The sequence below is a fragment of the Paenibacillus sp. cl130 genome, from assembly GCF_900116035.1.
GTDB classification, from domain to species: Bacteria; Bacillota; Bacilli; order Paenibacillales; family Paenibacillaceae; genus Paenibacillus; species Paenibacillus polymyxa_B.
This window is the reverse complement of record NZ_FOYG01000012.1, coordinates 71,367-97,095: the sequence shown is the minus strand read 5'-3', so window position 1 is coordinate 97,095 and position 25,729 is coordinate 71,367. Positions and strand designations below refer to the sequence as shown.

The window sequence follows — 25,729 nt, the reverse complement described above, 5'->3', positions numbered from 1 at the left end:
CCGTCTTTCCTCCTTCTCCCATGCAGGAAAAGGATGTATCGGGTATTAGCTACCGTTTCCGGTAGTTATCCCTGTCTTGTGGGCAGGTTGCCTACGTGTTACTCACCCGTCCGCCGCTAGGTTGATTAGAAGCAAGCTTCTAATCAACCCCGCTCGACTTGCATGTATTAGGCACGCCGCCAGCGTTCGTCCTGAGCCAGGATCAAACTCTCCATTAAAGACCAACCGAAGTTGGTTTATAGAAAAGAGCGATAAGCTCATTTTGAAACTGACGAGATAAAAATATCTCTTGTTTGATTTTGCGAACAAAATCGTTTACTCACTCGTTGTTCAGTTTTCAAAGATCAAACATTCTTTTTCGGTCGATTCAGTTTATCACTTCATCAACTCTTATATCATATCATCTCCGAACCAACTTTGCAAGCACTTTTTTAAATCTTTTTTTGTAACACTCGCTCGCAATATTGTATTTCTTGGCCGGAATTAGAGTATACCACTCCGCATATTTAAATGCAACCGTTTTTTAATAAATTGTTTTTACTATCATTATTGTTGTAATGACATCCTGTGTACTCTGTACTTTTGCTAAATGGACTTAGTTATCTGCATCCAAGAACGACGTGAGATCCATTCAATGATCTCGAATACGCGTGTTGCTCATTACAACTCAAGTGCATATTCTGCTTTTTCTTTAATATTGATGATTTGACAAAGAAAGGATGGGTAAAAAAGATAAGGAGCTAGCAACAAACCATGCGATAGCAGCTTTGTTTCACGCAACTTTAGGTAATGATTAATTATAACTGTATAGAGGAGTAGATTTACTAATGAAGCAACGAAGGCGAACATGGACGAGAATTGTGTTTCTTATCATCTCTTGCTTACTGCTTTTCGTGATCTCAGGATTTGTGTATGAGTGGATTGCATCCAAAAAGGATAAATCACAATACCCACCTCCGGGGGAATTGGTCGATGCCGGGGGTTATCGACTCCATATTCGTAAACTCGGTAACGGCTCTCCAACAATATTGCTTGAATCAGGGAGCGGGGAAAGTAGCCTGTCATGGAGAGATATTCCCGAAAAACTGTCATCATTCGCCACTGTTGTATCCTATGACCGGGCAGGCTATGCCTGGAGCGAGGAGGCTGCTACTCCACGAACCGGGGAAAACATCGTTCGAGAGCTTCATGTCGCCTTAAAAAACGCAGACATCCAAGCTCCTTATATTCTGGTAGGCCATTCCCTTGGAGGGATGTACTCAAGACTGTACGCGCAGACATACAAAGACGAAGTGGCAGGATTGGTTCTGGTGGATGCCAGGCCTGAAAATGACGCTCGCCGGACAAATGAGATCTATGCCAAGGAACGGCCTAAAGTCAATCCCTCCCCGTTAATATCCATTCTCCTAGAAAAGTCAGGGGCTTTTCGCCTGTTCCCCAATTTAATGCTAACGGGTCGGGTCGAATATCAAGATAGAAAATCTTTTGTGAATATTGTCGCTTCCTCTAAATACTTTCGATCTGTTGCGGAGGAGGGTGATCTAGCAAGCACTACCGAAGATGCCATACGGGGACAGCATCTGGGTAACCTCCCTGTACGTGTAATTGCCCGGGGCATTCAACAAGATTTGACTCAGTTCGGTATTAGTAAACGCGGAAATGATCAGATCGAACAAAGCTGGCAAATGGGACAGCGCGAGATGCTTAACATCTCTACAAACAGCAAATTTATTGTTGCCAAGAAGAGCGAGCATATGATCATCCATGATCAACCGGAGCTTGTCATCCAAGTCATCCGTGAACTCATCATCGACACAAGACACTTTCAGTCAACCATGTCTAAAGCATACACAGATGATTAGGGACTTTATATGTTAAACAGCATAAAAAAATAAAAGACGCCCGAGTTCCTTCTATATAAAGGAATCCGGGCGTCTTTGCTGCCTAACACTTATTATGCTTGATTGAGCTTAGGACAAAATGGGCTTATTTTTAGATGGGGCCTCTGCGACCTTGCCAAGTATCTGTCTCAGTACTTTAGCATTTTCCCCAATAAAACCGGAATCAAGCAGCACATCATGCGTTCCGATGACTTCGTATTCTTTGTATTGACCAAGTGTCGCCTGTTGCCATAACAATTTATCTAATGATGTATCCGGACCAATACTATCATCCTCTGCAATTAGAGCATGGATATTCGCATGAACTTCACCTGAGTTAATAAGCTCATCGCGGTAGACGGAGTAAACCAACATTTTGTCCATGACTCGCTCCCTGTCCACTGGATCGGCGAGGAATGCTTTGTACTGGTCCCTAATGCTGTCCAGTACCATCTCGACAATCTCTTCAAGCTCCTCCGGTGTCGATTCATCCTTGGACATCTTTCTCATAGCATCTACCATAATAAGGTCGCTAACATGGTGACCTCGGCTTTCCATGGCTTTAGCTACCTCGAAGGCGAGATTTCCTCCAAGTGAGTATCCCAGGAATATATACGGACCCTCTGCTTGAATATCCACGATGGCATCGATGTATCGATCCAGCATATCTTGACCCTGGAAACGATCGCCGATAAATTCCATCCCGTACACCTCGCAAAGCCCTTCCAGCTCCTTGGCCATCTCATAGTACCCCAGAGAGTGGCCTACCCGTGGAGGGAAGCAAAACACTTTGAGCGTTCCTTTCCCTGGGAAGCGGATAATTTCCATTTCCTCTTCATTAGCAGCAGTTGTTGCCTGCAGCTTGGAAATTTCATGCGCCATTTCTTCCACAGTCGGCAGATTAAACACGACTTGGAGTGGGAGCTGGACGCCCATACCGGACGAGATCCTTTGGATCAAGCCCAATACTTTCAGGGAATGGCCCCCAAGTTCGAAGAAATGATCCCTGATCCCGATTTCCTGTACGCCGAGCACCTCGGACCAAATTTGAGCGAGCTCTACTTCTGTCTGCGTACGCGGCGCGATATACTCCGCTGTGCTCCGCAGAAGTGTTTCCGGTGCCGGTAGCGCTTTGCGATCCAATTTGCCATTCGGATTCAGCGGCATTTGTGCCAACTGTACGAAAGCAGTCGGAATCATGTAGCTTGGCAGCTCGCTGGCCAGTGCCTCGCGTAGTACGCCGGCTGCAAGCCCCTCTTCGGCCACAAAGTATGCACAAAGCTGAGTACTTCCAGTAGAATCAGCCAGTGCAAGAACAACCGCTTCCTGCACAGATGGCACTTTCAAAATTTGTGCTTCCACTTCTCCCAACTCAATGCGGTAACCCCGGATTTTTACCTGATGATCGATCCGTCCCAAATACTCAATATTCCCGTCTGGCAGCCATCGGGCCAAATCGCCCGTTCGGTAAATTCGCGCTCCCGGTTTGTACGGGTGAGGAATGAACTTCTCTGCCGTCAGGTCCGGCTGGTTGAAATACCCCCGCGCTACCCCTTCGCCCGCAATGCAGAGTTCTCCCGGTACCCCCACAGGTGATACCTGAGAAGCGCTGTCCATCATCCATACTTGGACGTTAGCGTACGGTTTGCCGATCGGCACATGCGTTAGGGCCGCAGTCTCAAGGTTCGTTGTATACCGAGTCGCATATACGGCTGCTTCCGTAGGACCGTAGATGTTTTCCAGTACTGCGTAAGGAGATACTTTATAATACTCTTCCACAAGTTTGGCAGGCAGCGTCTCGCCGCAGGCAAACAGGTATTTCAGAGTAAGGAATCCTTGGGTGCCGCTTTCTTTCAAGTATTGAACGAGCACACTGAGCATCGACGGCACCAAATTGAGATGCGTGATACGGTTCGTATCCACGGCCCCTAGCAGTGCCATCGGGTCTTTGTCCACGCCTTGTGGCAGGATCACGAGAGCCCCCTCTCCAAAGAACCAGCAGAACAGCTCCGGCACGGAGAAGTCAAAGGTAAATGTCGTTTTGAGCAGGAAACGGTCGCCTGCCAACATCGGATATTCAGCTTCCAACTGACTCAGCGTATGGACGGCAGCGCGATGTTCAATCATTACCCCTTTCGGCTTGCCGGTTGAACCTGACGTGTAAATGATATACGCCAGATGCTCCGGCCCCGCAATTGGCTCCAGATTCGAGCTATCCGCATGATACGCCTGCGGATCATCAAGTGCCAGGATCGTGCCAGTGAACGGAAAACGATCTTTGAGATGGTTCTTCGTCAGCAGAAGCTTCGCTCCCGAATCCTCCAGCATGTGGCGAATACGATCTTCTGGAAACTCCGGATCAATCGGTACATAGGCCCCGCCAGCTTTTAGAATGGCATGAATGCCAATGATCATCTCAAGCGAACGCTCGACCATGATGCCGACTGGTTGGTCCGGTCTGACCCCTTGGGCACGCAGCGTACGTGCAAGGCGGTTCGCCTGCTGATGAAGTTCTCCATAGGTAAGCTCCGTTTCACCGTAAATAAGTGCTGTACAATCCGGTGTGAGTGCTGCTTTTTCCTCAAATATACCGTGAAGGGTCTGCTCACGCGGATAAGGAGCTGCTGTATCGCCCCACACCTCTATAATCTGCGATTTCTCTTCTGGCGTGATCAGCTCCAGCTCATCAATACGGATAGCAGGTTGAACAGCAACGCTTGTCAGAATTCTCGTCAAGTGTCCTTGAATTCGTTCCACGCTCTCCCGATCATAGACGCGGGCATTGTAACGGTACAAGAACTCTAGATTACGACCCGGTAGCACAATGAGGTTAAAATCATAATTCGTCTGTTCAAACATCTGAACATCCGTAATTTTGTATTCAGCCTCTTCACTGGCAATTTTCTCTTCCAAATGCTCTTCTACCGGGTAATTTTCGAACACCATAATATGAGAAATCAAATCTTGCTTTTGTTCGCTCTGTGCTTGAATCTCATAGAGCGGATAGGAATCATAAGCATGTCCTGCCAAATATAATTCCTGCTGTCTTTTCATCACATGGGAGAACGAATCGCTTCCCTCGGCCTGTACCCGAACCGGAACTGTATTAATGAAGAGACCGATCATGCTTTCAATACCCGGAATCTCGGCAGGTCTTCCCGATACCACACTTCCGAAGACGATATCCTGGCTTCTATTGTAGCGCTGCAGCACGATTCCCCAGGCTGCTTGCATCAGCGTATTCATCGTCACCTGATGCTGTTTGGCCACCTGTTCCAGGCGATCGGTCAGTTCCGCATCCAACGTGAATACCAGCTTCTCCGACACGTAGGCTTCTGCTTTTGCCGATGGCTGTGTGATGGCTTGTGGCAGCTTCGTCTGCTGCTCGTAGCCTTCTAGGTACCCTCTCCAGTAAGAGGATGCCTCTTCCTCGCCTTGCTTCTCCAACCATTGAATATACTGGCTGTACGATACAGCTGCAGGAAGCTCAGGTTCCCTTTGCTCACGCAGAACCCCATACGTCTCAAACACTTCCTGGAGCACAAGCGGCATACACCAGCCATCCAAAATGATGTGATGAGAGCTCCACAGCAAATGGTAAGCCTCTTCTGCTGTACGTAGAATAGCAACACGCAGCAATGCTTCTTCAGCAAGATTAAAGCCTCTTGCTTTGTCCTGAGCAGTATAAGCTGCAAGACGCGCTTGAATTTCATCGGCTTCCAGCTCGTGCAGATCCTCGTATACGAAGTCACATGCTCTTTCTTTGAACACAATCTGAATAGGGAAATCGCCCCACCCGGCATGGAAATTGGTTCTCAATATGGCATGCCGTTTCATCAGATATTTTAAGCTGCGTTTGAAATCCTCAGGATAGAATGCTCCCTGAATTTCAAACTTGGCCTGCTCAAAGTAGACTTCCGAATGAGGCTCCAGCAAGCTGTGGAACAACATTCCTTTTTGCATCGGCGTCAGTTTATACATATTTTCAATACTGCCGATATGCCGTGTCTGCTCTTCTAACTCCTCGATTTTTTCCAAGCTGATATCTTTGAGGAGTACATCGCTTGGTGTAAGTTCTGTTCTTTTCTTACTTACGCAATGTCCAATGACTTCGCTGAGACGGTTCTTCAGAATGTCAACAAACTTAGCCACAGACTCCCCGTGGAACTGATGACGGTTATAGCTGACCGAAAGTTGAAGCTGTCCTTCGGCAATCAGTCCATTAATGTTCAATGTCTGATGCTGCACCATCTGCTCACTGACCTCAGGTCCTACTGAGTAAGGCGATACTTCCATCGTCCCTCCTGCAAGATCCTGGTCGAACTGTCCCAAGTAGTTGAAGGTAATCTCAGGTTCAGCCGAGAAGGAGGACACACCAGAACCGCCGTTTAAATATTTCAAAATACCATATCCGACACCTTTGTTCGGGATACGACGCAAGCCTTCCTTAATGTGCTTGATTCTGGCGCCGATCTCCAATTCCCCTCCCATCTCAAGGGCGACAGGGTATTGACTTGTAAACCAGCCTATTGTGCGAGTAATATCCAGTTCCGGCACAATAGGCTCCCGCCCATGTCCCTCCAGAAGGATGCCTACACGTTCGATTCCCGTCCACTCGTGAACAGCCATACCCAGAGCCGTCAGGAGCAGATCGTTAACCTCCGTATTGTAAGTGCGGTTCGCTTCTTTCAGGAACTGCTCTGTCTCTTCTGGTGACCATCTCACCGTGACAGCCTCACTGTCTTTGATGAGAAGAGCGCCGTCTACCTTGTCTTTTGGAAGAGGGGCAAAGCCATCTCCCTCTACCTCTGCCCAATAGCTGCGTTCTTGTTCAGCCGCCGGGCTGTTTGCAAATTGTGTGATTCCCTCAACCCATGCACGGTACGAATCCGTCTTCTGTGGAAGCTTGACCGCTTCTCCACGTACTGCCTGCTCGTAGCCTTCCTGCAGGTCCTCAAAGAGAATACGCCAGGATACGCCATCCACAGCCAGATGATGAATAACGATCAACAGATGTTCGCCTTCCACACAGCGGAACAGACCCAGTCTAAAGAGAGGTCCATCCTCCAGAGAGATGCTACGCTGAATGGCTTCCGCACCTGCTTCTATCGCTGAAGCGGGGTCTGTTTCATCCCGCAGGTCATGGATTTGGAGACTATAGAGTTCTCCCTCACCCACGCTCCGGTTCCAGGCCTCCAACCCCTGCTCTCCTTGGCGGAGCACCAGTCGTAAAGCATCATGATGCTCTGCAATTTTCCGAACAACCTCGGCGAGCGCATCGGTATTGAAGCCATCCCGTCGGTACAACATGACCGACTGATTAAAGTGATGCAGATCCATAGACTGTTCATGGAAGAATCTGTGCTGGGCAGGCCCCAGTCTTACCGCTCCGTGTACCTCGCTTTGATCCGCAATTCGGCTGACCACACTAACGCGCTGCGCCAACTCTGCAATTGTCGGATAACCGAACAAATCCTTCATTTCAAGCTTATAGCCTGCTTGGAGAAGCCTTGAGGATACTTGAATGGATTTGATCGAGTCACCTCCAAGCTCAAAGAAATTATCATGTATGCCGACAAGCGGCACGCCGAGTACACCTTGCCAGATTGAAGCCAAAATGTTCTCCACATCCGTCCGCGGAGCGGTAAAGTCTGCTCCCGCCTTTATACCCGAGTTCGGTTCAGGCAGTGCCTTGCGATCCAGCTTGCCATTCGGTGTCAGAGGCATCACGTCCAGTTGGACGAAGTAAGACGGAATCATATATGCAGGCAGTCCGGCAGACAGTTCGTCTCTCAGCTCGCTGACAGACATTTCGCGATCAGCTACGAAGTAAGCACACAGCGATTTCTGCCCATGAGCATCTGCCCACGCAACAACGAGAGCTTCCTCGACAAGTGGAATGTCCAGCAGCTTGGCCTCAATCTCACCAAGCTCAATACGATAGCCCCGTATTTTAACTTGATGGTCAATGCGTCCAATGTACTCAATGTCTCCATTAGGAAGGCGACGAGCCAAATCCCCAGTGCGATACATATTTCCTTCCGAAGCGAACGGATTTCTAATGAATTTATCTGCGGTAAGCTCAGGACGGTTCAGATATCCACGGGCTACCCCGTCCCCGGCGATGTACATTTCGCCCTCCACGCCTAACGGTACGAGACGAAGCTGATCATCCAGAATATGGATGAATATGTTGTCGGACGGCAACCCAATCGGTACGGATTCCCGTGTATCCTTCGCAGGATCGTACAGGTGAATCATGCAGCCGACGACGGTTTCGGTCGGACCGTATTCATTGTAGATTTTGATGTTGCCACCAAAGAGGTCGGTAATCGTTTTGGACAAATGTGTGGTCAGATTTTCTCCGCCCACAATGAGTTGCTGAATACGACTTTCCGCTGGAATGGTCATGTCTTTTATCAGACTGAGATGCGTTGGCGTCAGCTTGAGAATATCGACCGCATTTTCGCGCAAAATATGCTGAACAACCTCCGCTTTATCTATACCATCATAAATCCGCACTATTCCTCCGTTTATTAACGGAGTAAACATTGATGTCATCGTCAAGTCAAACGAAATGGATGAATACAACGGGAAATCCGTTGGTTTCCCAGCACAATAGACCTTATTGGCCCACCAGATGTAGTTCACGATCCCTTTGTGGTTAATCATGGTTCCCTTCGGATTTCCGGTTGTACCCGAGGTATAGATTAAGTACACCAGATCGTTTCCTCCAACAGGAATATTGGGATTATCCACCTCGGTTCCGTAGATGTGCGGGGAATCCAATTCCATAACCGTTCCCTCAAAAGAGGCCAACTTAGTCAGGTGGCTCTGTGTGAGCAGAATTTCAGCGCCAGAATCCTTCAGAATATACTGAATCCGCTCCTGCGGATATTCAGGATCAATAGGTACATAGGCTCCACCCGCTTTGAGTACACCCATGATGGCGACAAGCAGCTCTACAGACCGATCTGCCAACAGACCTACCACTTGTTCACTCCGTAGTCCTTGGTCTATCAAGGTGGAAGCTAGTCTGTTCGCCTGCTCGTTCAGCTCCCGATACGTGATCTGGATGTCGCCGTTTACTGCCGCAATCTTATCCGGCGTACGGACCACCTGTTCCTCAAACAAGGTGTGCAGCCCCTGATCACTTGGATAGGTATGGGCCTTGCCGCCCCAGTCAAGCAGGTTCATCCGTTCCTCAGATGTTACAATCTCCAGTTCCTGTATCGTCGCCTGCGGACGAGCAGCCACCTGGTCGAGCATCTGCAACAAGTGTCCTCCGATTCGTGCAATGCTTTCTTGCTCGTAAACCGAAGCATTATAGCGAATGCAGACCTTGATGTCTTCGCCTGGGATTACAACCAGGTTAAAGTCATAGTTGGTTTGTTCAAACATGGTGAAGTTGGCGACTTCGAGATTGTCCTCCGTTTGATTCCCCGATTGCTCCACCTGCTCGTCGAGCGGGTAATTTTCAAAGATCATAATATGAGAAATCAGGTCCTGCTTTTGGGTTGTTTTCCCCTGAATCTCATACAGTGGATAGGTGTCGTAGGCACGACCAGCCAATGACTGTGCCTGTGTACGTTTCATCACCTCGACAAAGGCTTCGTCTTTGGATGACTGTATACGGATAGGTACTGTATTAATGAACAGACCCACCATATTTTCGATCCCTGCAATCTCAGCAGGTCTACCCGACACAACGCCGCCGAAAACGACATCCGAGCTGGCATTATAACGTTGGAGAATCAGTCCCCAAGCTGTCTGCATGAGTGTGTTGACTGTCACGTGATTGCGCTTCGCAACAACATCCATTTTACCGGTCAAGGATGCACCCAGATGGAGAACATGCTCATTCAGAACATAGCCCGCCTCTTTGGCTTGAGATTTCGTTTTACCTTCCGGCAATACAGTATTCCCGTCATAATCTTCGAGATATTGGCTCCAATACGTTGAAGCTTCTTGATCATCCTGTGCATCAAGCCACTCGATATAACGACTATAGGGCTGAGCTGGCGGCAGGACAGGCTGTATTTGCTGTTTCTTGGCAGAATAATAATCGAACAGCTCCTGTGTAATGATCGGGATACACCAGCCATCCATGACAATATGGTGGAAGCTCCACAATACAAGACAGCTTTGATCCTTCTGCAAGACGGTCACTCGCATCAGCGGATCTTCTGACAAGCTGAACCCCTTAACCATATCTTCAGCAATATAAGCCTTGATTCGGGCTTCTTGTTCCTGCATAGATGCGTCGCGCAAATCTACGTAGTGCAGAGGGATTAACCGTTGCTTAAAGACAACTTGCAGCGGTACATCAGCAATGTTGTTGTAAAAGCCGGTACGTAGTATGGCATGTCGTTGCACCAAAGCCTGGAAGCTCTCGAAGAAGATATCTACATCGAAGCTACCACGCAGCTCAAACGTTGCCTGTTCAAAGTATGAAGAGGAGTCCGGCTCCAGCAGGCTGTGAAACAGCATTCCCTTCTGCATTGGCGTCAGCTTGTACACATCCTCAATCTCTCCGATATGAGCCGTCTGCGCCGTGAGTCGATCAAGCTGCTCCAATGTTAATCCTTGGAACAGAACATCACTTGGTGTAAGCTGTGTACGCTCCTGAGCTACACAATGACGGATGACCTCACTAAGGCTTGACTGTAATAATTCAGCAAAATGACTCACCGTCTCCTTACGATACTGCCTGCTGCTGTACGTAATCGTCAGTGATAGCTGGCCTTCGGCAATCATGCCATTCACATCCAGAGCATATTGCTGTGGTGTGAGATCGCTGAGCGCTTTACCAATTGAATGTGTGGATAGGCTAAGGGCATTACCCTCCAAATCCTGATCAAACTGCCCAAGATAATTGAAGGAAATTTCCGGCTCCACGCCGAATCCGACACTTTTCTCCGGTGCCATATACTTCAGAAGACCGTAGCCGATTCCTTTATGCGGAACCTCTCGCAAATTCTCCTTGATGCGCTTGATTCGCGCAGATACTTCCTGTCTGCCTTGCAGGTTCAGCAGAACTGGATACTGGGTTGTGAACCAACCCACGGTACGGGTAATATCCAGGTCTGGTACGATTATTTCCCGTCCATGTCCTTCAAGATTGACCAAAATCTGCTCCATGCCTGTCCAGCGCTGAATGGCTGCCCCCAGAGCAGTCAAGAGCAAGTCATTCGTCTCCGTATGATACGCCCGGTTCGCTTGTCGCAACAGCAGGTCAGTTTCCTGCGCAGACCACGTTACCGTAACCGATTCAGTATCCCGAATGGTGCCCGGCTTCTGATCCTCATCCTTCGGCAGTGGAGCCAAAATCGCCTCCTCGATCAGCTGCCAGTATGCACGCTCCTTGTCCAGAGCAGGCCCTGCTGCATACTTCGTCGCTTGCTCAGACCATACAAGATACGAATCGGTCTTTTGTGGAAGGACGATTGCTTGTCCATTCCATGCCTGCTCGTACCCCGCTGCAATGTCCTCAAACAGGATGCGCCAGGATACGCCGTCAACCAAGAGGTGATGAATGACAATCAACAAATGATCGCCATCGTCACAATGGAACAGGCCTAGCTTGAACAGTGGGCCACCTTCCAAGTCAAAGCTTGCCTGAATGGCATCGGCTTGGGCCTGAACCGCAGCTGTCTGGTCTTCCGCCTGCCGCATATCGGCAATGTCCAATGTGTAGAGCTCGCCTTCGTCCGTTCCCCGATTCCAAGCTGCGTATCCAGCTTCTGTAGGCCGGAAAACCATGCGCAGCGCGTCATGATGGATCGCAATTTGGTCCATTGTCAACCGGAGTGCAGCCTCATCAAAGCCGTCTTTCCGATAGAGCATGACGGCATGATTATAATGGTGCGGCTCCGCTGTATGGCGTTCAAAGAACCAACGCTGAATTGGCATTAACTCTGCTGCACCTTTAATTTCGCCCTGTTCCGCTATACGTCCAGCTGCCTTAAGATACGGGCTTAGCTCGGCAATTGTCGGATATTTAAAGAGATCCTTCATCTCTAATTTATATCCAGCTTGGAACAATCTCGAGGACACTTGAATCGCCTTGATGGAGTCACCACCCAGATCGAAGAAATGATCATGGATGCCGACCTGCTGCGCTCCCAGCACACCTTGCCATACGGAAGCCAAAGCTTCCTCAGCTGCGTTTCTCGGCGCTTCATAAACCGCCCCAGTCTGCACATTGGCCTCTGGAGCCGGAAGCGCTTTGCGATCCAGCTTGCCATTGGGTGTCAAAGGCATCTGTTCCAATTGCATAAAGTAAGATGGAATCATATAAGTCGGCAGTTCGGCAGCCAAGGCTTTTCTCAACTCGCCTACCGTCAGCATCTGATCGGCAGTGAAATAGCCGACAAGCACTTTTTGTCCACTTCCATCCTCCCGGGCGAGCACAACGGCCTCCCTTACAGACGGAGCATGGAGCAGCTTCGCTTCCACTTCGCCCAGCTCAATACGGTAACCACGGATTTTAACCTGATGGTCAATGCGTCCCAAATACTCCATGCTTCCATCCGGCAACCAGCGTGCCAAGTCACCCGAGCGGTACATGCGCTCGCCCGCTTCAAACGGATGAGCGACAAACTTCTCTTCCGTCAATTCCGGTCGGTTCAGATAGCCTCGCGCCAGACCTACGCCCGCCACATAGAGTTCACCCGGAATGCCAATCGGCTGTGGACGGCGTTGTTCATCCAAAATGTACGCTCGCAGTGTCGGAATCGTGGTGCCGATATTGCTGCGACCCTGTTCAATTTCCAACTCTGTAATTTCCTTGTAGGTTACATGCACGGTCGTTTCGGTAATGCCGTACATGTTAATGAGCTGCACTTGCGGATACTTCGTTCTCCAGTCCTTGAGCAGGGCCGGGGCTAATGCCTCTCCACCGAAGATAATCATACGGAGGCTCAGTTCTACCGCCTGATGACAGAGCTCTTCCTGTAGCAACTGGTAGAAGTACGTCGGTGTCTGGTTCAAAACGGTGACCTTCTGATCCTTAAGCAATTGCAAGAAACGATCTGGACTCTTCGCGGTAAGCGATGGAACGATGACCAACCGTCCTCCGTTCAGCAATGCTCCGTACATTTCCCATACAGAGAAGTCAAAACAGAATGAATGGAACAGTGTCCACGTATCCTGAGGACCAAAGTCAAACATATTTTTATCATTAAAGAGCAAGCGAACTACATTTTTATGCTCGATCAGCGTTCCCTTTGGCTTGCCTGTCGTGCCCGATGTGTAGATGACGTAGGCAAGATGCTCCGGTCCGGCTGCAGGCTGCAGGTTTGAGACATCTTCCTTATAGGAAGCCGTTTTATCCAGACTTACGATGTCCCCAGCGAAGGAGACACGTTGCTCCAGATGCGCTTGTGTCAGCAGTAGCTTGGCTCCCGAATCCTCAAGCATAAAGCGAATGCGGTCCTCTGGATATTCAGGGTCTACAGGGACATAGGCCCCGCCTGCCTTCAAGATGGCTAAAATTCCAACCACCATTTCAAGAGAACGATCCGCCATGATTCCAGCCAAACCGTCTGGTTGCAAACCACGTTCCCTCAGCGTTCTGGCAAGTCCATTGGCCCGCTCGTTCAGCTCGCTGTAGGACAGGGCTGTATTTTCACATACGACTGCCACTGCATTCGGAGTACGTGCAGCCTGTTCCTCGAACAGCGCATGGATCGTCTTGTCACGAGGATAATCTGCCTTGGCTTCGTCCGGCGCTTTCATCAGCCTTGATTTTTCCTGAGGTGTCACGATATCAAGGGATGACAACGGCATTCCCGGATTGGAGACGGCTTCCCGAATAAGCTGTACAAAGTGGCCTGCCATCCGCTGGGCAGTCTCTTGTTTGTAGATCGCAGTCGCGTACTCAAGCGTGCAGTTCAATACCCCGTCTGCTTCACTCACGGTCAGCGTGAGATCGAACTTGGCAGCCGGATGTACATTATCGTAAGGAGTGAAGCGCAATCCTTCTATTTCTTGTTCTCCCTGCTCGATATTTTGCAGGACAAACATGGTATCAAATAGCGGGTTACGGCTCAAATCACGCTGAAGCTCCAGCTTTTCTACCAGCTCCTCGAACGGGTAATCCTGGTTTTCATAGGCCCGCAGCGCTGTTTCCTTCACTTCCTGCAGATAAGCCTCGAAAGGCTTCTCTCCTTCTGGATAAGTACGAAGTGCCACTGTGCCGACGAACATACCGATGAGGCCTTCGAGTGTCGCATGGGATCTTCCTGCCACAGGTGAACCGACAATGACATCTTCCTGACCTGTGTACTTGTGCAAGAGCGCTGTATAGGCTGCCAACAGTACCATGAACAGAGTGGAACCCGTTCGGGTAGCCAGCTCCTGAAGTGAAGCACTCAGAGAAGAATCAATTTGGAAGTCGATTCGATCGCCCGCAAAGCTTCGCACCGCAGGACGAACTTCATCCCCTGGCAAATCCAGCACTGGCAAGCTTCCGCGGAAAGCATCCAGCCAGTAAGCTTCCTGGGCCTTAAGACGCTCGCTTCCGAGCTGCTCTTGCTGCCATACAGCATAGTCTGTGTACTGGATCTGTAGTTCAGGGAATACGTCCTCCTCTTGGTAGAAGCGGAGAAACTCTTCTATGAGAATATTCATAGAAACCCCATCTGAGACAATATGATGCATGTCAAACAATAGTAAATGGCGCTCATGTGCAATTCGAATAAGGCCGACCCGCAGCAATGGAGCTACACCTAAATCAAAAGGACGGACAAACTGCTGAAGGGTAGCTCCTGCCTCTTCCTCGCTCAACTCCGCATATTCCACAGTAAACGGAACATCCGTCAGGAGCTGCTGTACAGGTTCACCGTTCACGGTCACAAAACGAGTACGCAGCGAACCATGACGATGAATTAGACGACGGAATGCCTGCTCTAGCCGTTCCCGATCCAAAGCTCCCTCAACGGTAAGGATACCCGGCATATTGTAGCTCAGCTCTCCACCTTCCAGCTGACTTAGAATAAACAGTCGTTTTTGGGCCGAGGACAATGGATAATGCTCTCTTGCTCCCGCTGTAGGAATTTCTTCGAAATTCAGCGGTGTATAGCCCTCAATGGCACGAGCCAATCCTTCAATAGTAGGAGACTCGAACACTGCTCTCAGACTAATCTCGCGATTCATTTCCTTGCGAATTCGTGAGACTAGCAGGGCTGCACGCAGTGAATGACCTCCAAAATGGAAGAAATTATCCTTCACTCCCGCGCTCTCTACACCCAGCACCTCTTGCCAGATTTCGGCTAATTGAATTTCCACAGGTGTCCTTGGAGCCTCAGATGAAGCCGCTGCCCATCCACGCTCGCCCTGCAGCGCTTTTCGATCGATTTTTCCGTTCGACGTCAGAGGCATATCCTCCAGTTGTATGAAGCGGGAAGGGACCATATATCCAGGTAATATCTCCGACAGGACGGCCCGAAGCTCGGATACCTCAAGTTTCTGAGCAGCTACGAAATAAGCGACTAGATCTTTGTAGCCGTCATCGCCCTCTACAGCCATGGCTACGACTTCCTGAACGGACGGCACTCTGAGCATTTGTGCTTCTACCTCGCCTAGCTCGATACGGTAGCCGCGGATTTTGACTTGATGATCTATTCGGCCTAAGTACTCGATGGTTCCATTCGGTAACCAGCGAACCAGGTCACCCGTCCGATACATACGCTCTCCTGGAGCAAACGGATTGTCCACGAACTTCTCATCCATTAACTCAGGCCGGTTATGATACCCCCGTGCTAATCCGATACTCGAAATGCATAGCTCTCCAGCTACACCGACAGGTTGCAATCTAAAATGGTCATCCAAGATGTACACACTATGGTTAGCAATAGGTCGTCCAATAGATACAATATCCGTTGCTTCCTCACTGTCCGGGACAGACCAGATTGTGGTGCATACGGAGTCCTCCGTTGGGCCATAGCCATTAGAGTAACGTACATGCTTCCTCCACTCTTCGATCAACTCGACCGATGCGGCCGATCCAGCGGTTAGCAGGCACCGCAGTGTTGGCAAACGCTCTGGATCAAGGTGGATAGCGTAAGCGGGTGGCAAAGTCGCTACCGTAATCCCCTTATCGTTCATGAACTGCTCGAACAGGGCATGATCTAAAATATCTTCTGTAGAAGGGATGCACAGAACACCCCCATGGCTCAGCGCCGTTAAAATTTCCGAAACCGATGCATCAAACGACAGGCTTGCAAACTGAACGATCCGATCCTGCGGTGTAACTTCGAAGTGTGCCCCATATACGTTTGAAAGATTTGGTAGTCCCCGATGCTCGACTAATACGCCCTTAGGCTGACCGGTCGTACCTGAAGTATAGATCACGTAAGCCAGATCATCCGGGCCAGCAGTATCCTCCAAATTCGAGGTGTCGGCATCATAGGTCGATGATTCATCCAGCAGCAAAACATTTTCCGTCCATCCGAGATGCTCCAAGAAATGGGCCTGTGTAAGGATTAGCTTCGCCCCGGAATCTTCAAGCATGTAACTGATTCGTTCTTTCGGATACTCTGGATCGATTGGAACATAGGCACCCCCGGCTTTCATAATGCCGTAGATCCCAACGATCATTTCGAGCGACCGTTCAGCAATCAGTCCCACCAGATCTCCCGTCTTGATTCCCTGAGTACGGAGCCTTCTGGCCAGTCCATTGGCTTTTGCATTGAGCTCGGCATAGGTCAAACTCTCGTCCTCGAACCAAATGGCAGTCGCATCCGGCGTTCGTCCCGCCTGTTCCTCCAATAGCCCGTGGAACGTGTTACAGTGCTCGTAAATGCCTTTTGTATTTCCCCATACGTTCAGAATCTGTTCTCTCTCCTGCGGCGTGACTAATTCTAGTGCATCCACGGAAATAACAGGGTTCTCTACAATTTGTTCCATAAGGTGAACCAGATGGCCCTTGATTTGCCCAATTGTCACTTGGTCATAAACAAGTGCATTGTACTGGAACAGCAATCTCATCTCTTCGCCAGGGAGGACAATTAAATTAAAATCATAATTCGTTTGCTCAAGAAGCTCCGCTTCCTCAATCTCAAAGGCAGCCTCGCCACCACCCAGACGCTCTACCTCCTCCTCCACAGGATAGTTCTCAAACACCATAATATGGGAGATTAGATCCTGCTTCTGATCCGTCTGAGCCTGAATCTCAAACAACGGGTAGGTGTCATACATATGAGAAGCCATATATTGTTCCTGCTGCTGCTTCATCAGAACGGTGAAGGGGAGATTCTCCTCTGTCTTCACACGAACGGGAATCGTATTGATGAACAAACCGATCATCCGGTCAATGCCCGGAATTTCTGCTGGTCGGCCTGATACTACACTTCCGTACACGACATCCCGGCTACCGTTATAGCGTTGAAGCGCAATGCCCCAGAGGGACTGCAGCAATATATTCATCGTGACATGAGCATCCCTAGCCACCTTTTCAAGGCGCTCAGTCAATTCCCTGCTGAGAGGATAATTCAGCTTTTCTGCTACATAGCCTTCTCCCTTACTTGCTCCACCGACTTGAGGTAAAAGCGTCTGCTGCTCGTAACCGGCCAGATATCGGCTCCAATAGTTGGACGCAACTGCTTCATCCTGCTGTTCCAGCCATTCGATATATCGACTGTACGGATGGACCTCTGCCAGCTGCGGCTCTCTTCCTTCCAGGAGGGCAAAATAGTGTTCAAATACCTCCTGCGTAATTAACGGAACACACCAGCCATCCATGACGATGTGGTGAAAGCTCCATAAGAGGCGGAAGCTCTCTTCATCTGTTTGTAAAATGGATACACGGAGAAGCTCGTCTTCAGCTAGGTTGAAGCCCTGTGCTTTGTCCTTAGCACCAAATGTCTTCAGGTAAGCTTCGCGCTGCGATGCATTCATCTCACGCAGGTCTTCGTACACCAATTTAGCGCCTCTGTGTCGAAATACAACCTGCAAAGGCTCGCTGCCCCATCCGCTGTAAAAGTTCGTGCGCAGGATGGCATGACGCTCCACCACGGCATCCAGACTGTGTCCGAATGCAGTCGGATCAAAGCTACCCTTAAAGTCAAAGGCAGCCTGCTCAAAATAAGCACCTGTATGCGGCTCAAACATATCATGGAACAGCATGCCCTTCTGCATCGGCGTCAGACTATATACATTCTCAATATCGCCTATGTGGCTGGTCTGCTTAGAAAGCTCCTCCAGATCGGCAATGCTTAGACCCTTCGCAAGCACGTCGCTTGGTGTCAATACGGTTTTTTCTTGGGTTACGCAATGCTGGAGAAGCTCTCGCAGGCTTTCTTCAATATATCCAGCGAGCTGTTCCATCGTAGATAACTTATACTGTTTTCCGTTATAAGTAATCGTCAGAGTCAGGGCTCCGTCCGTCACCATGCCATTGATATCTAGCGTATAGGCTGGTTCCTCCAACAAGCTTTGGGCGCTTCCGGTCGGATAAGGAGAAATCTGCAACGAGCTGCCTTGCAAATCCTGATCAAATTGCCCCAAATAGTTAAAAGAAATCTCAGGCTGCAAGCTGAAGCTGTCTTCATCCAACTGACTTGCCATCGTTTTAAGCAACCCGTAGCCAATACCTTTGTTCGGAATTCGGCGCAGCCCTTCTTTCACAGACTTGATCAAGGAGGCCACTTCTGGGTCATCCCCCAAGTCTAAAATCACCGGGTATTGACTTGTAAACCAGCCGACGGTACGGGTGATGTCGATATTCGGTATAATCGGCTCACGACCGTGTCCTTCCAGATTCACAGCAACCTTTCCGATGCCAGACCATTTGGATACCGCCATGCCCAGAGCAGTCAATAGCAGATCATTCGTCTCTGTTTGATAAGCACGATGGGCTTTTCTCAACAATTGGTCGGTTTCTTCTATAGTCCATTGTGCTGTTATTACTTTGCTATCCTGTAAAAGAAGGCTTTCCACAGCCTCATCCTTCGGCAACTGTTCGAGTGGCTGATTCTCCAGCTCCCTCCAATACGCCCGATGAGTCTCCATTTCAGGACCTTCCGAATAACGAGCAAGGGCGTCTCCCCAGTCACGGAAGGAATCCGTCTTCTGCGGGAATGTCAGCGCTTGTCCTTGAATCACCTGCTCATAGCCTGCTGCAATATCCTCGAACAAAATCCGCCAGGATACTCCGTCCACCACCAAATGGTGGATCACGATCAGAAGATGGTCTCCATCCTGACAATGGAAAAGTCCTAACTTCAGCAGCGGACCTTCTGCCAGATTGATACTGCGCTGAATGTCATCCGACAGCGATGTAATGGCTGCAGCCGGATCGGATTCATTCCGTAAATCAGCGGTGAACAGGCTATAAAGCTCTCCTTCTTCAAGATCACGATTCCAAGCTTCGTAGCCATGCTCTGTCTGACGGAAAACCATGCGAAGGGCGTCATGATGCTCAGCGAGTTTTCTTAGCACCTGATGCAAGGCCTTTTCCTCAAATCCCTGTTCACGATACAGCATAACCGCTTGATTGAAGTGATGAGGCTCTGCCTGCTTCCGTCCAAAGAACCACTGTTGGACTGGAGTCAAGCGAGTCGTTCCACGCACAACTCCCTGTTCAGCCATATGCACAGCCGTTTGTATTTCAGCGCCTAGCTCGGCAATGGTTGGCGATTTGAACAGCTGTTTCATCTCTAACCGATAGCCGGCCTGCAGTAACCGTGACGACACCTGAATAGCTTTTATGGAGTCTCCACCCAATTCAAAGAAATTGTCATGGATACCCACCTGTTCGGCACCCAGTACCCCTTGCCAGACAGATGCCAAAGCTTCTTCAGCCGGTGTACGAGGAGCTGTATACTTCCGTCCTGTATGCGCGCCTACTTGAGGAGCCGGCAGAGACCTCCGGTCCACTTTTCCGTTTGACGTTAATGGCATACGGTCCATCTGGATAAAGTAGGATGGAATCATATAGCCCGGAAGTACCTGCGATAGGGAAAGACGTACTTCGCCTGCCGTGAGCGTACGATCCGCCACATAATAAGCGCAAAGCTGCTTCTCTCCAAGCTCATCCGCGCGAACGACCACTACGGCGTCGATTACCGACTCCACCTTGGCCAGTTGGGCCTCGATTTCAGGGAGTTCGATGCGGTAACCACGTATTTTGACCTGCTCATCAATTCTTCCTTTAAACTCCAAATTCCCATCTGGAAGCCAGCGTACCAAATCCCCAGTTCGGTAGCAGGGTTCTCCGTCCTTAACAGGACTAGGAACAAATTTCTCTGCTGTGAGATCAGGACGATTGAGATATCCGCGTGCTACACCTTCACCGCCGACAATGAGTTCACCCCAAGCACCAATAGGCTGTAATTGCAGCGATCCATTGACCACATAAGCGGTCGAATTACTAATTGGGCGACCAATCGGCACACCCCCTTCGGCACGACCTGGAATCTTGTAGGTGGTGGAGAAGGTCGTATTCTCTGTCGGACCATAGCAATTGATAGGGACAAGATCAGGATTAGCCTCAATTACACGATTCATATGAGATAGAGACAGTACGTCACCGCCGACTAACAATGCTTTTAGCCCTCTGAACAGGTACTCATCCTGCAGGGAAAGCTGATTGAAAAGGGGTGAAGTAAGCCACAATGTTGTAATCCCGTACTTGGCAATAGCCGCTTTGAGCCTATCAGCAATCAGAATGTCGTCATTCTCTACGAAATAGAGCTGCCCACCGTTAAGCAACGCTCCCCATATCTCAAATGTAGAAGCATCAAAGGCCACGGCTCCTGTTTGCAAAATTCGTGTGGATTCATTCAGCTCCACATAGTTGGTCTCTTTGACCAGACGGACCACGTTCCGGTGTTCAACCATAACGCCCTTCGGTCTACCCGTCGTACCCGATGTATAGATGACATAAGCAAGCCCCTGCGATCCCTGAGCCGTCTCCGGCTGGGCAGGCTCAGCAGCATAAGCCTCTTCACTGCTAAGATCGACAATTGGTATACCGTAGTCTACACTTATAAGCTCGCCCTTTTGCACCAATAATAGCTTGGCGTCGGAATCATCAAGCATATAACGTACCCGATCTTCCGGGTAATCAGGATCAATCGGCACATAGGCTCCACCTGCCTGAAGCACCGCGAGCATACCAATGACCATCTCAATGCTTCGTCCGCCCATCACGGCCACAGGCTGCTCCCTCAACGTTCCCAAACGACGCAGTGTTTGGGCCAGTCGGCTCGCCTTGTCTTCCAATTCAAGGTACGTTAGCTGGACATCGCCGAATACAAGCGCCGTCTGCTCTGGTGTACGCTTGACTTGTTCTGCGAACAGCTCATGAATGGTCTTGTCCCTTGGATAAGGAGCCGATGTCGCATTAAATACTTCAACGATCTGTACTTTCTCCTCCGGTGTGATCATTTCAATCTCGGCCAGTTGCAACTGAGGATTGGCCGAGACTGCGTGCAGAACCCGGAGCAAGTGCGTTGCAAGTCGCTCTACACTTTCACGCCGATATAAAGCCGTACTATACTCGAGGCCAAAGGCTAATTTTGATCCCTTCTCCTCTACATTGAGGGACAGGTCAAACTTGGCTGTGACGGTGTCCATCAAGTAAGGAGTAAAGTGCACTCCGTCCATATCCTGCTCTTCCTGCTCGGTATTTTGTAATACCAATAAGGTGTCAAAGAGCGGATTGCGGCTGACATCACGTCCTACGCCCAGCTTTTCGACCAATTTTTCAAAAGGGTAATCCTGATGCTCAAACGCCTTGAGCGCCGTTTCCTTGATTTCCAGAAGATAATCCTGAAAGGTTTTATCTCCTGCCGGGTAGCTGCGCAAGGCCAGTGTGTTGACAAACATTCCGATGATGCCCTCAAGCTCAGCCTGCGGTCTTCCGGCTACTGGAGAACCTACGACGATGTCCTCCTGTCCTGTATATTTGTGCAGTAGTACCGAATAAGCGGCCAGCAATACCATATACAGTGTAGTACCTGTACGGGATGCAAGCTCTTGTATCGCCTTATTTCCAGACTCATCCAATGTAAAATCAATTCGGCTACCCTCGAAGCTCCGAACTGAAGGTCGTTGGAAGTCTGTAGGCAAATCCAATACCGGCAACTCTCCTTCAAAGGATTGCAGCCAATATTTCTCAAGATCTTGCCATTGGTTCTCTGACTGTTCTCGTTGCCATACGGCATAATCCTTGTATTGGATGTGCAGTTCTGGTAGCTGTTCTCCTTGATACAAATGAGTAAGTTCCTGTATCAATATTTGAATAGAAACCCCATCTGAAATGATGTGATGCATATCAAACAGCAACAGATGACGCTCCTCCTGGAGCTTCACCAAGCTAACACGCAGTAATGGAGCCTGGCTCAGATCAAAGGCACGAATAAAGTTGTGAATGAGCGTATCCGTCTCCTCCACCGAAGCCTCTGTATAGTTCAACGCGAACGGCACATTCCTATGCACACGCTGAACAAGCTCTCCATCCTGCATATAAAAGCCGGTTCTTAGGGATTCATGACGCTGGATCAGTGCCTGGAACGCGGACTCCAGCCGCGTGCGATCCAACGGTCCATCCACTGTGAAGGCCCCTGGCATATTGTAGCTAAGCTCTCCCCCATCCATCTGTCTCAGCACGTATAACCGCTTTTGCGCTGAGGACACTGGGTAAGCTTCGCTTTCCGTTGCCTGTGGGATGGATTCGTACAGGGTCGGGATGTGTTTTTTCACAAGTTGCGCCAAGGATTCGACCGTAGGTGACTGAAACACCTCACGCAGCGAAATGCTACATCCCAATTCTTTGTGAATCCGTGAAACGAGCACTGTTGCCCGCAAAGAGTGACCACCAATTTCAAAGAAATTATCTCTGACACCGACGCGGGCAACTCCCAAGATATCTTGCCAGATGAGTACCATCTGAGCTTCCACAGCAGTTCTCGGAGCCAAATAAGCCTCGCCGGATTGTACGCTGCTTTCAGGAGCCGGCAACGCACGGCGATCCAGTTTGCCATTTGGCGTAAGCGGCATTTGCTCCAGCCGGACAAAATAAGAAGGAATCATGTAAGCGGGGAGTTCCGCTGCCAGCTGAGACCGCAATTCCCCCGGCGAAAGATCACTGGAGGCTACATAGTAGGCGCACAGCAATTTTTGGCCCTGTTCGTCATCCCGTGCGAGGACAATCGTTTCTCGTACGTTCGGAGCCTTGAGAATTTGGGCTTCTACCTCGCCAAGCTCAATTCGGTAGCCGCGAATTTTGACCTGATGGTCGATCCGTCCCAAATATTCAATATTGCCATCAGGCAACCAACGAGCAAGATCCCCAGTTCGGTACAGCCGCTCTCCCGCCCGATACGGATGCTCAACGAATTTCTCAGACGTCAAATCCGGCCGATTCAAATACCCACGGGCAAGACCGTCCCCTGCAATGTATAGCTCTCCCGGAACCCCAACAGGCTGCAGCCGTCTTTGCTCATCGAGAATATAAGCGCTAAGTGTGGGGATCGTTCTGCCAATATTGCTTTTCCCCGCTTCAATCTCATGTTCCGTGATTTCCTTGTAGGTGACATGGACTGTTGTTTCCGTAATTCCGTACATATTAATCAGCTGCACATCAGGATACTTGACCCGCCAGTTTCTCAGAAGAGATGGACTTAAGGCCTCTCCACCAAAAATGATTTTTCTAAGGCCAAGCTCTGTCGAAGAGTGCGTTAACTCTTCCTGTAGCACCTGATAAAAATACGTTGGCGTCTGATTTAAAATGGTGACTTGGTTGCCTTTCAACAACTCCAGGAAAGCTGCTGGGCTCTTGGCTGTGAGAGATGGAACAATCACCAATTTCCCTCCGTAAAGAAGCGCTCCGTACATCTCCCAAACGGAGAAATCGAAGCAGAACGAATGGAATAGCGTCCACGTATCCTGAGAGCTGAAATCAAATAGATTTTTATCGTTAAAGAGCAGTCGAACTACATTTTTGTGTTCAATCAGCGTGCCCTTTGGCTTGCCGGTCGTACCCGACGTGTAGATAACATAGGCTAGATGGCTTGGTCCCGAAATACTCTCCAGATTGGAAGCATCTCCTGTATACGTTGTAGCTTCGTCCAAACTTACAAGCTTTCCGTCAAAAGTGGTGCTCTCCCATAGATGACTTTGGGTGAGCAACAGACGGACCCCTGAATCCTCCAGCATATAATGGATACGTTCCTCGGGATAATCAGGGTCAATCGGTACATAGGCACCACCTGCTTTCAAAATGGCCAACATCCCAATGACCATCTCCAAGGAACGGTCAGCCATAATCCCTACGAGCGTATCTGCAACTACTCCCTCGGAGCGCAAATATCTCGCAAGCTGGTTAGCCTGCTCGTTTAGAGCTAGGTATGTAATGCTCTGCTCGTCCATCTGAACGGCTACGTGATCTGGCGTGCGCTCGGCTTGTTCCTCGAATAAGCCATGGATGGTCTTCTCACGTGGATAATCGACTGCAGCGCCTTCCGAAAGAGCCAAAATGGATTGCTCTTCTGGTTCACCCAATAAGTTTACCTCTGCGATAGAAAGCTGAGGTGAATGAATGATCTGCTCGGCGATCGTAAGCAACTGGGAAACCATGTCCTTAACTTCACTGCGTTCAAACAGCTCCGTCCGATAATCGACATCCAGTACCAGTTCGCCTTCATCCAGGATCTCCACGATATGAAGCACGAAATCGTTCACTTCGTCCCCGCAGAAATCATAATCCGTCAAAATGCGCACATCATCCAAATCAACCCAATTGATAAGACGATATTCCATTGAAACGCCAAAAAGCCGCTGAATATCCTTGTTACCATGCATTTCTCTAAGATCCTGAATTAACTGATTGTACGGATACTTCTGATGCCGCAGGACTGACATCTGATCTCTGGCTACATCCTGCAGGAAGCTCAACACATCCATATCCTTTTTGACGTATGTTCTGGCAGCAGCGGTGCTGACAAACATACCTATCTTTTGCTTCTCTTTTTTGTTCCCCCGGTTAGCGAACGAAGTGCCAATCACCACATCCGGCTGATTCGTCATTTTGTGTATGTAGATATACATCGCACCCATGAAGAACTGGAACAAAGAAATCCTGTTCTGTTGGCAAAATGCTTGCAGCTCGTGATATAGCACTTCTGGTACGGTAAAATGCTCCCGAACGGCGTGGGTGCTTAAAGATAACGGATTATATGACTTCCAACCCGTAAGCTCAGGCAAATCAGAAAATTTATCCAGCCAGTAAGCCTTATCCTTTTGGTATCTGTCAGAAAGTTCGTATGCATTCTCATCTGCAATATATTGAATATACGAGCAATCGTCGCCCAGCTTCGGTTCATTTCCTTGAATTAACTCCATGTAAAATGTTGTCAGCTGATTGCCATAGACCACCATTGATATTCCGTCAGAAATAATATGGTGCATCTTGATATTAATCCAATACTCTTCCTCGCTAATCTTCACAATTAAAAACTGGAAGAGCTCAGATTCCAGCAGGGGCAAAGGTTTGCTTTTGTGTTGCTCAAGTAAGGCTTCCACCTCAGATACACTTTCATAGTGGCTAAGATCCAGGCACTCCAGCTGTCTCTCTTCATAAGGAACGACGTACTGCTGAGGCACTCCATCCACTGAGGTAATACGGATGCGGAACGCATCATACTGTTTGATAATCAAATTAATGGACTGCATAAAGGCAGCAATATTGATGTGCCCCTTCATCTTAGCTGTACCGGAAAGCTGTGACACTGACGTATCTGGGTAGAGTAATTCGGTATACCATATACGCTTCTGCGCATTTGTTAAATCATATAACTGCATGTCATTCATCTCATTCACTCCTATTCCATGATGTGAATATC

Annotated in this window: 2 protein-coding genes and 1 rRNA gene; 1 reads left to right on the top strand and 2 read right to left on the bottom strand. The window is 49.3% G+C overall.

Features of this window, described 5'->3' with window-relative positions; all coding sequences use genetic code 11:
• A 16S ribosomal RNA gene (locus BM358_RS24645) occupies window positions 1–218 on the bottom strand; the annotation flags it as partial.
• 609 nt (window positions 219–827) lie between these two features.
• On the opposite strand from BM358_RS24645, the gene BM358_RS24640 reads away from it, so the two are divergent.
• On the top strand, window positions 828–1,862 hold the full coding sequence (locus tag BM358_RS24640) for an alpha/beta hydrolase (RefSeq protein ID WP_028542498.1): 1,035 nt from the start codon (window positions 828–830) through the stop codon (window positions 1,860–1,862).
• A 108-nt stretch (window positions 1,863–1,970) separates the two neighbouring features.
• Here the strand turns inward: BM358_RS24640 and BM358_RS24635 are convergent, their stop codons facing one another.
• A complete protein-coding gene (locus tag BM358_RS24635) occupies window positions 1,971–25,697 on the bottom strand; it encodes a non-ribosomal peptide synthase/polyketide synthase (protein WP_028542499.1) in 23,727 nt (7,908 codons plus the stop codon).
• Window positions 25,698–25,729 lie beyond the last annotated feature (32 nt).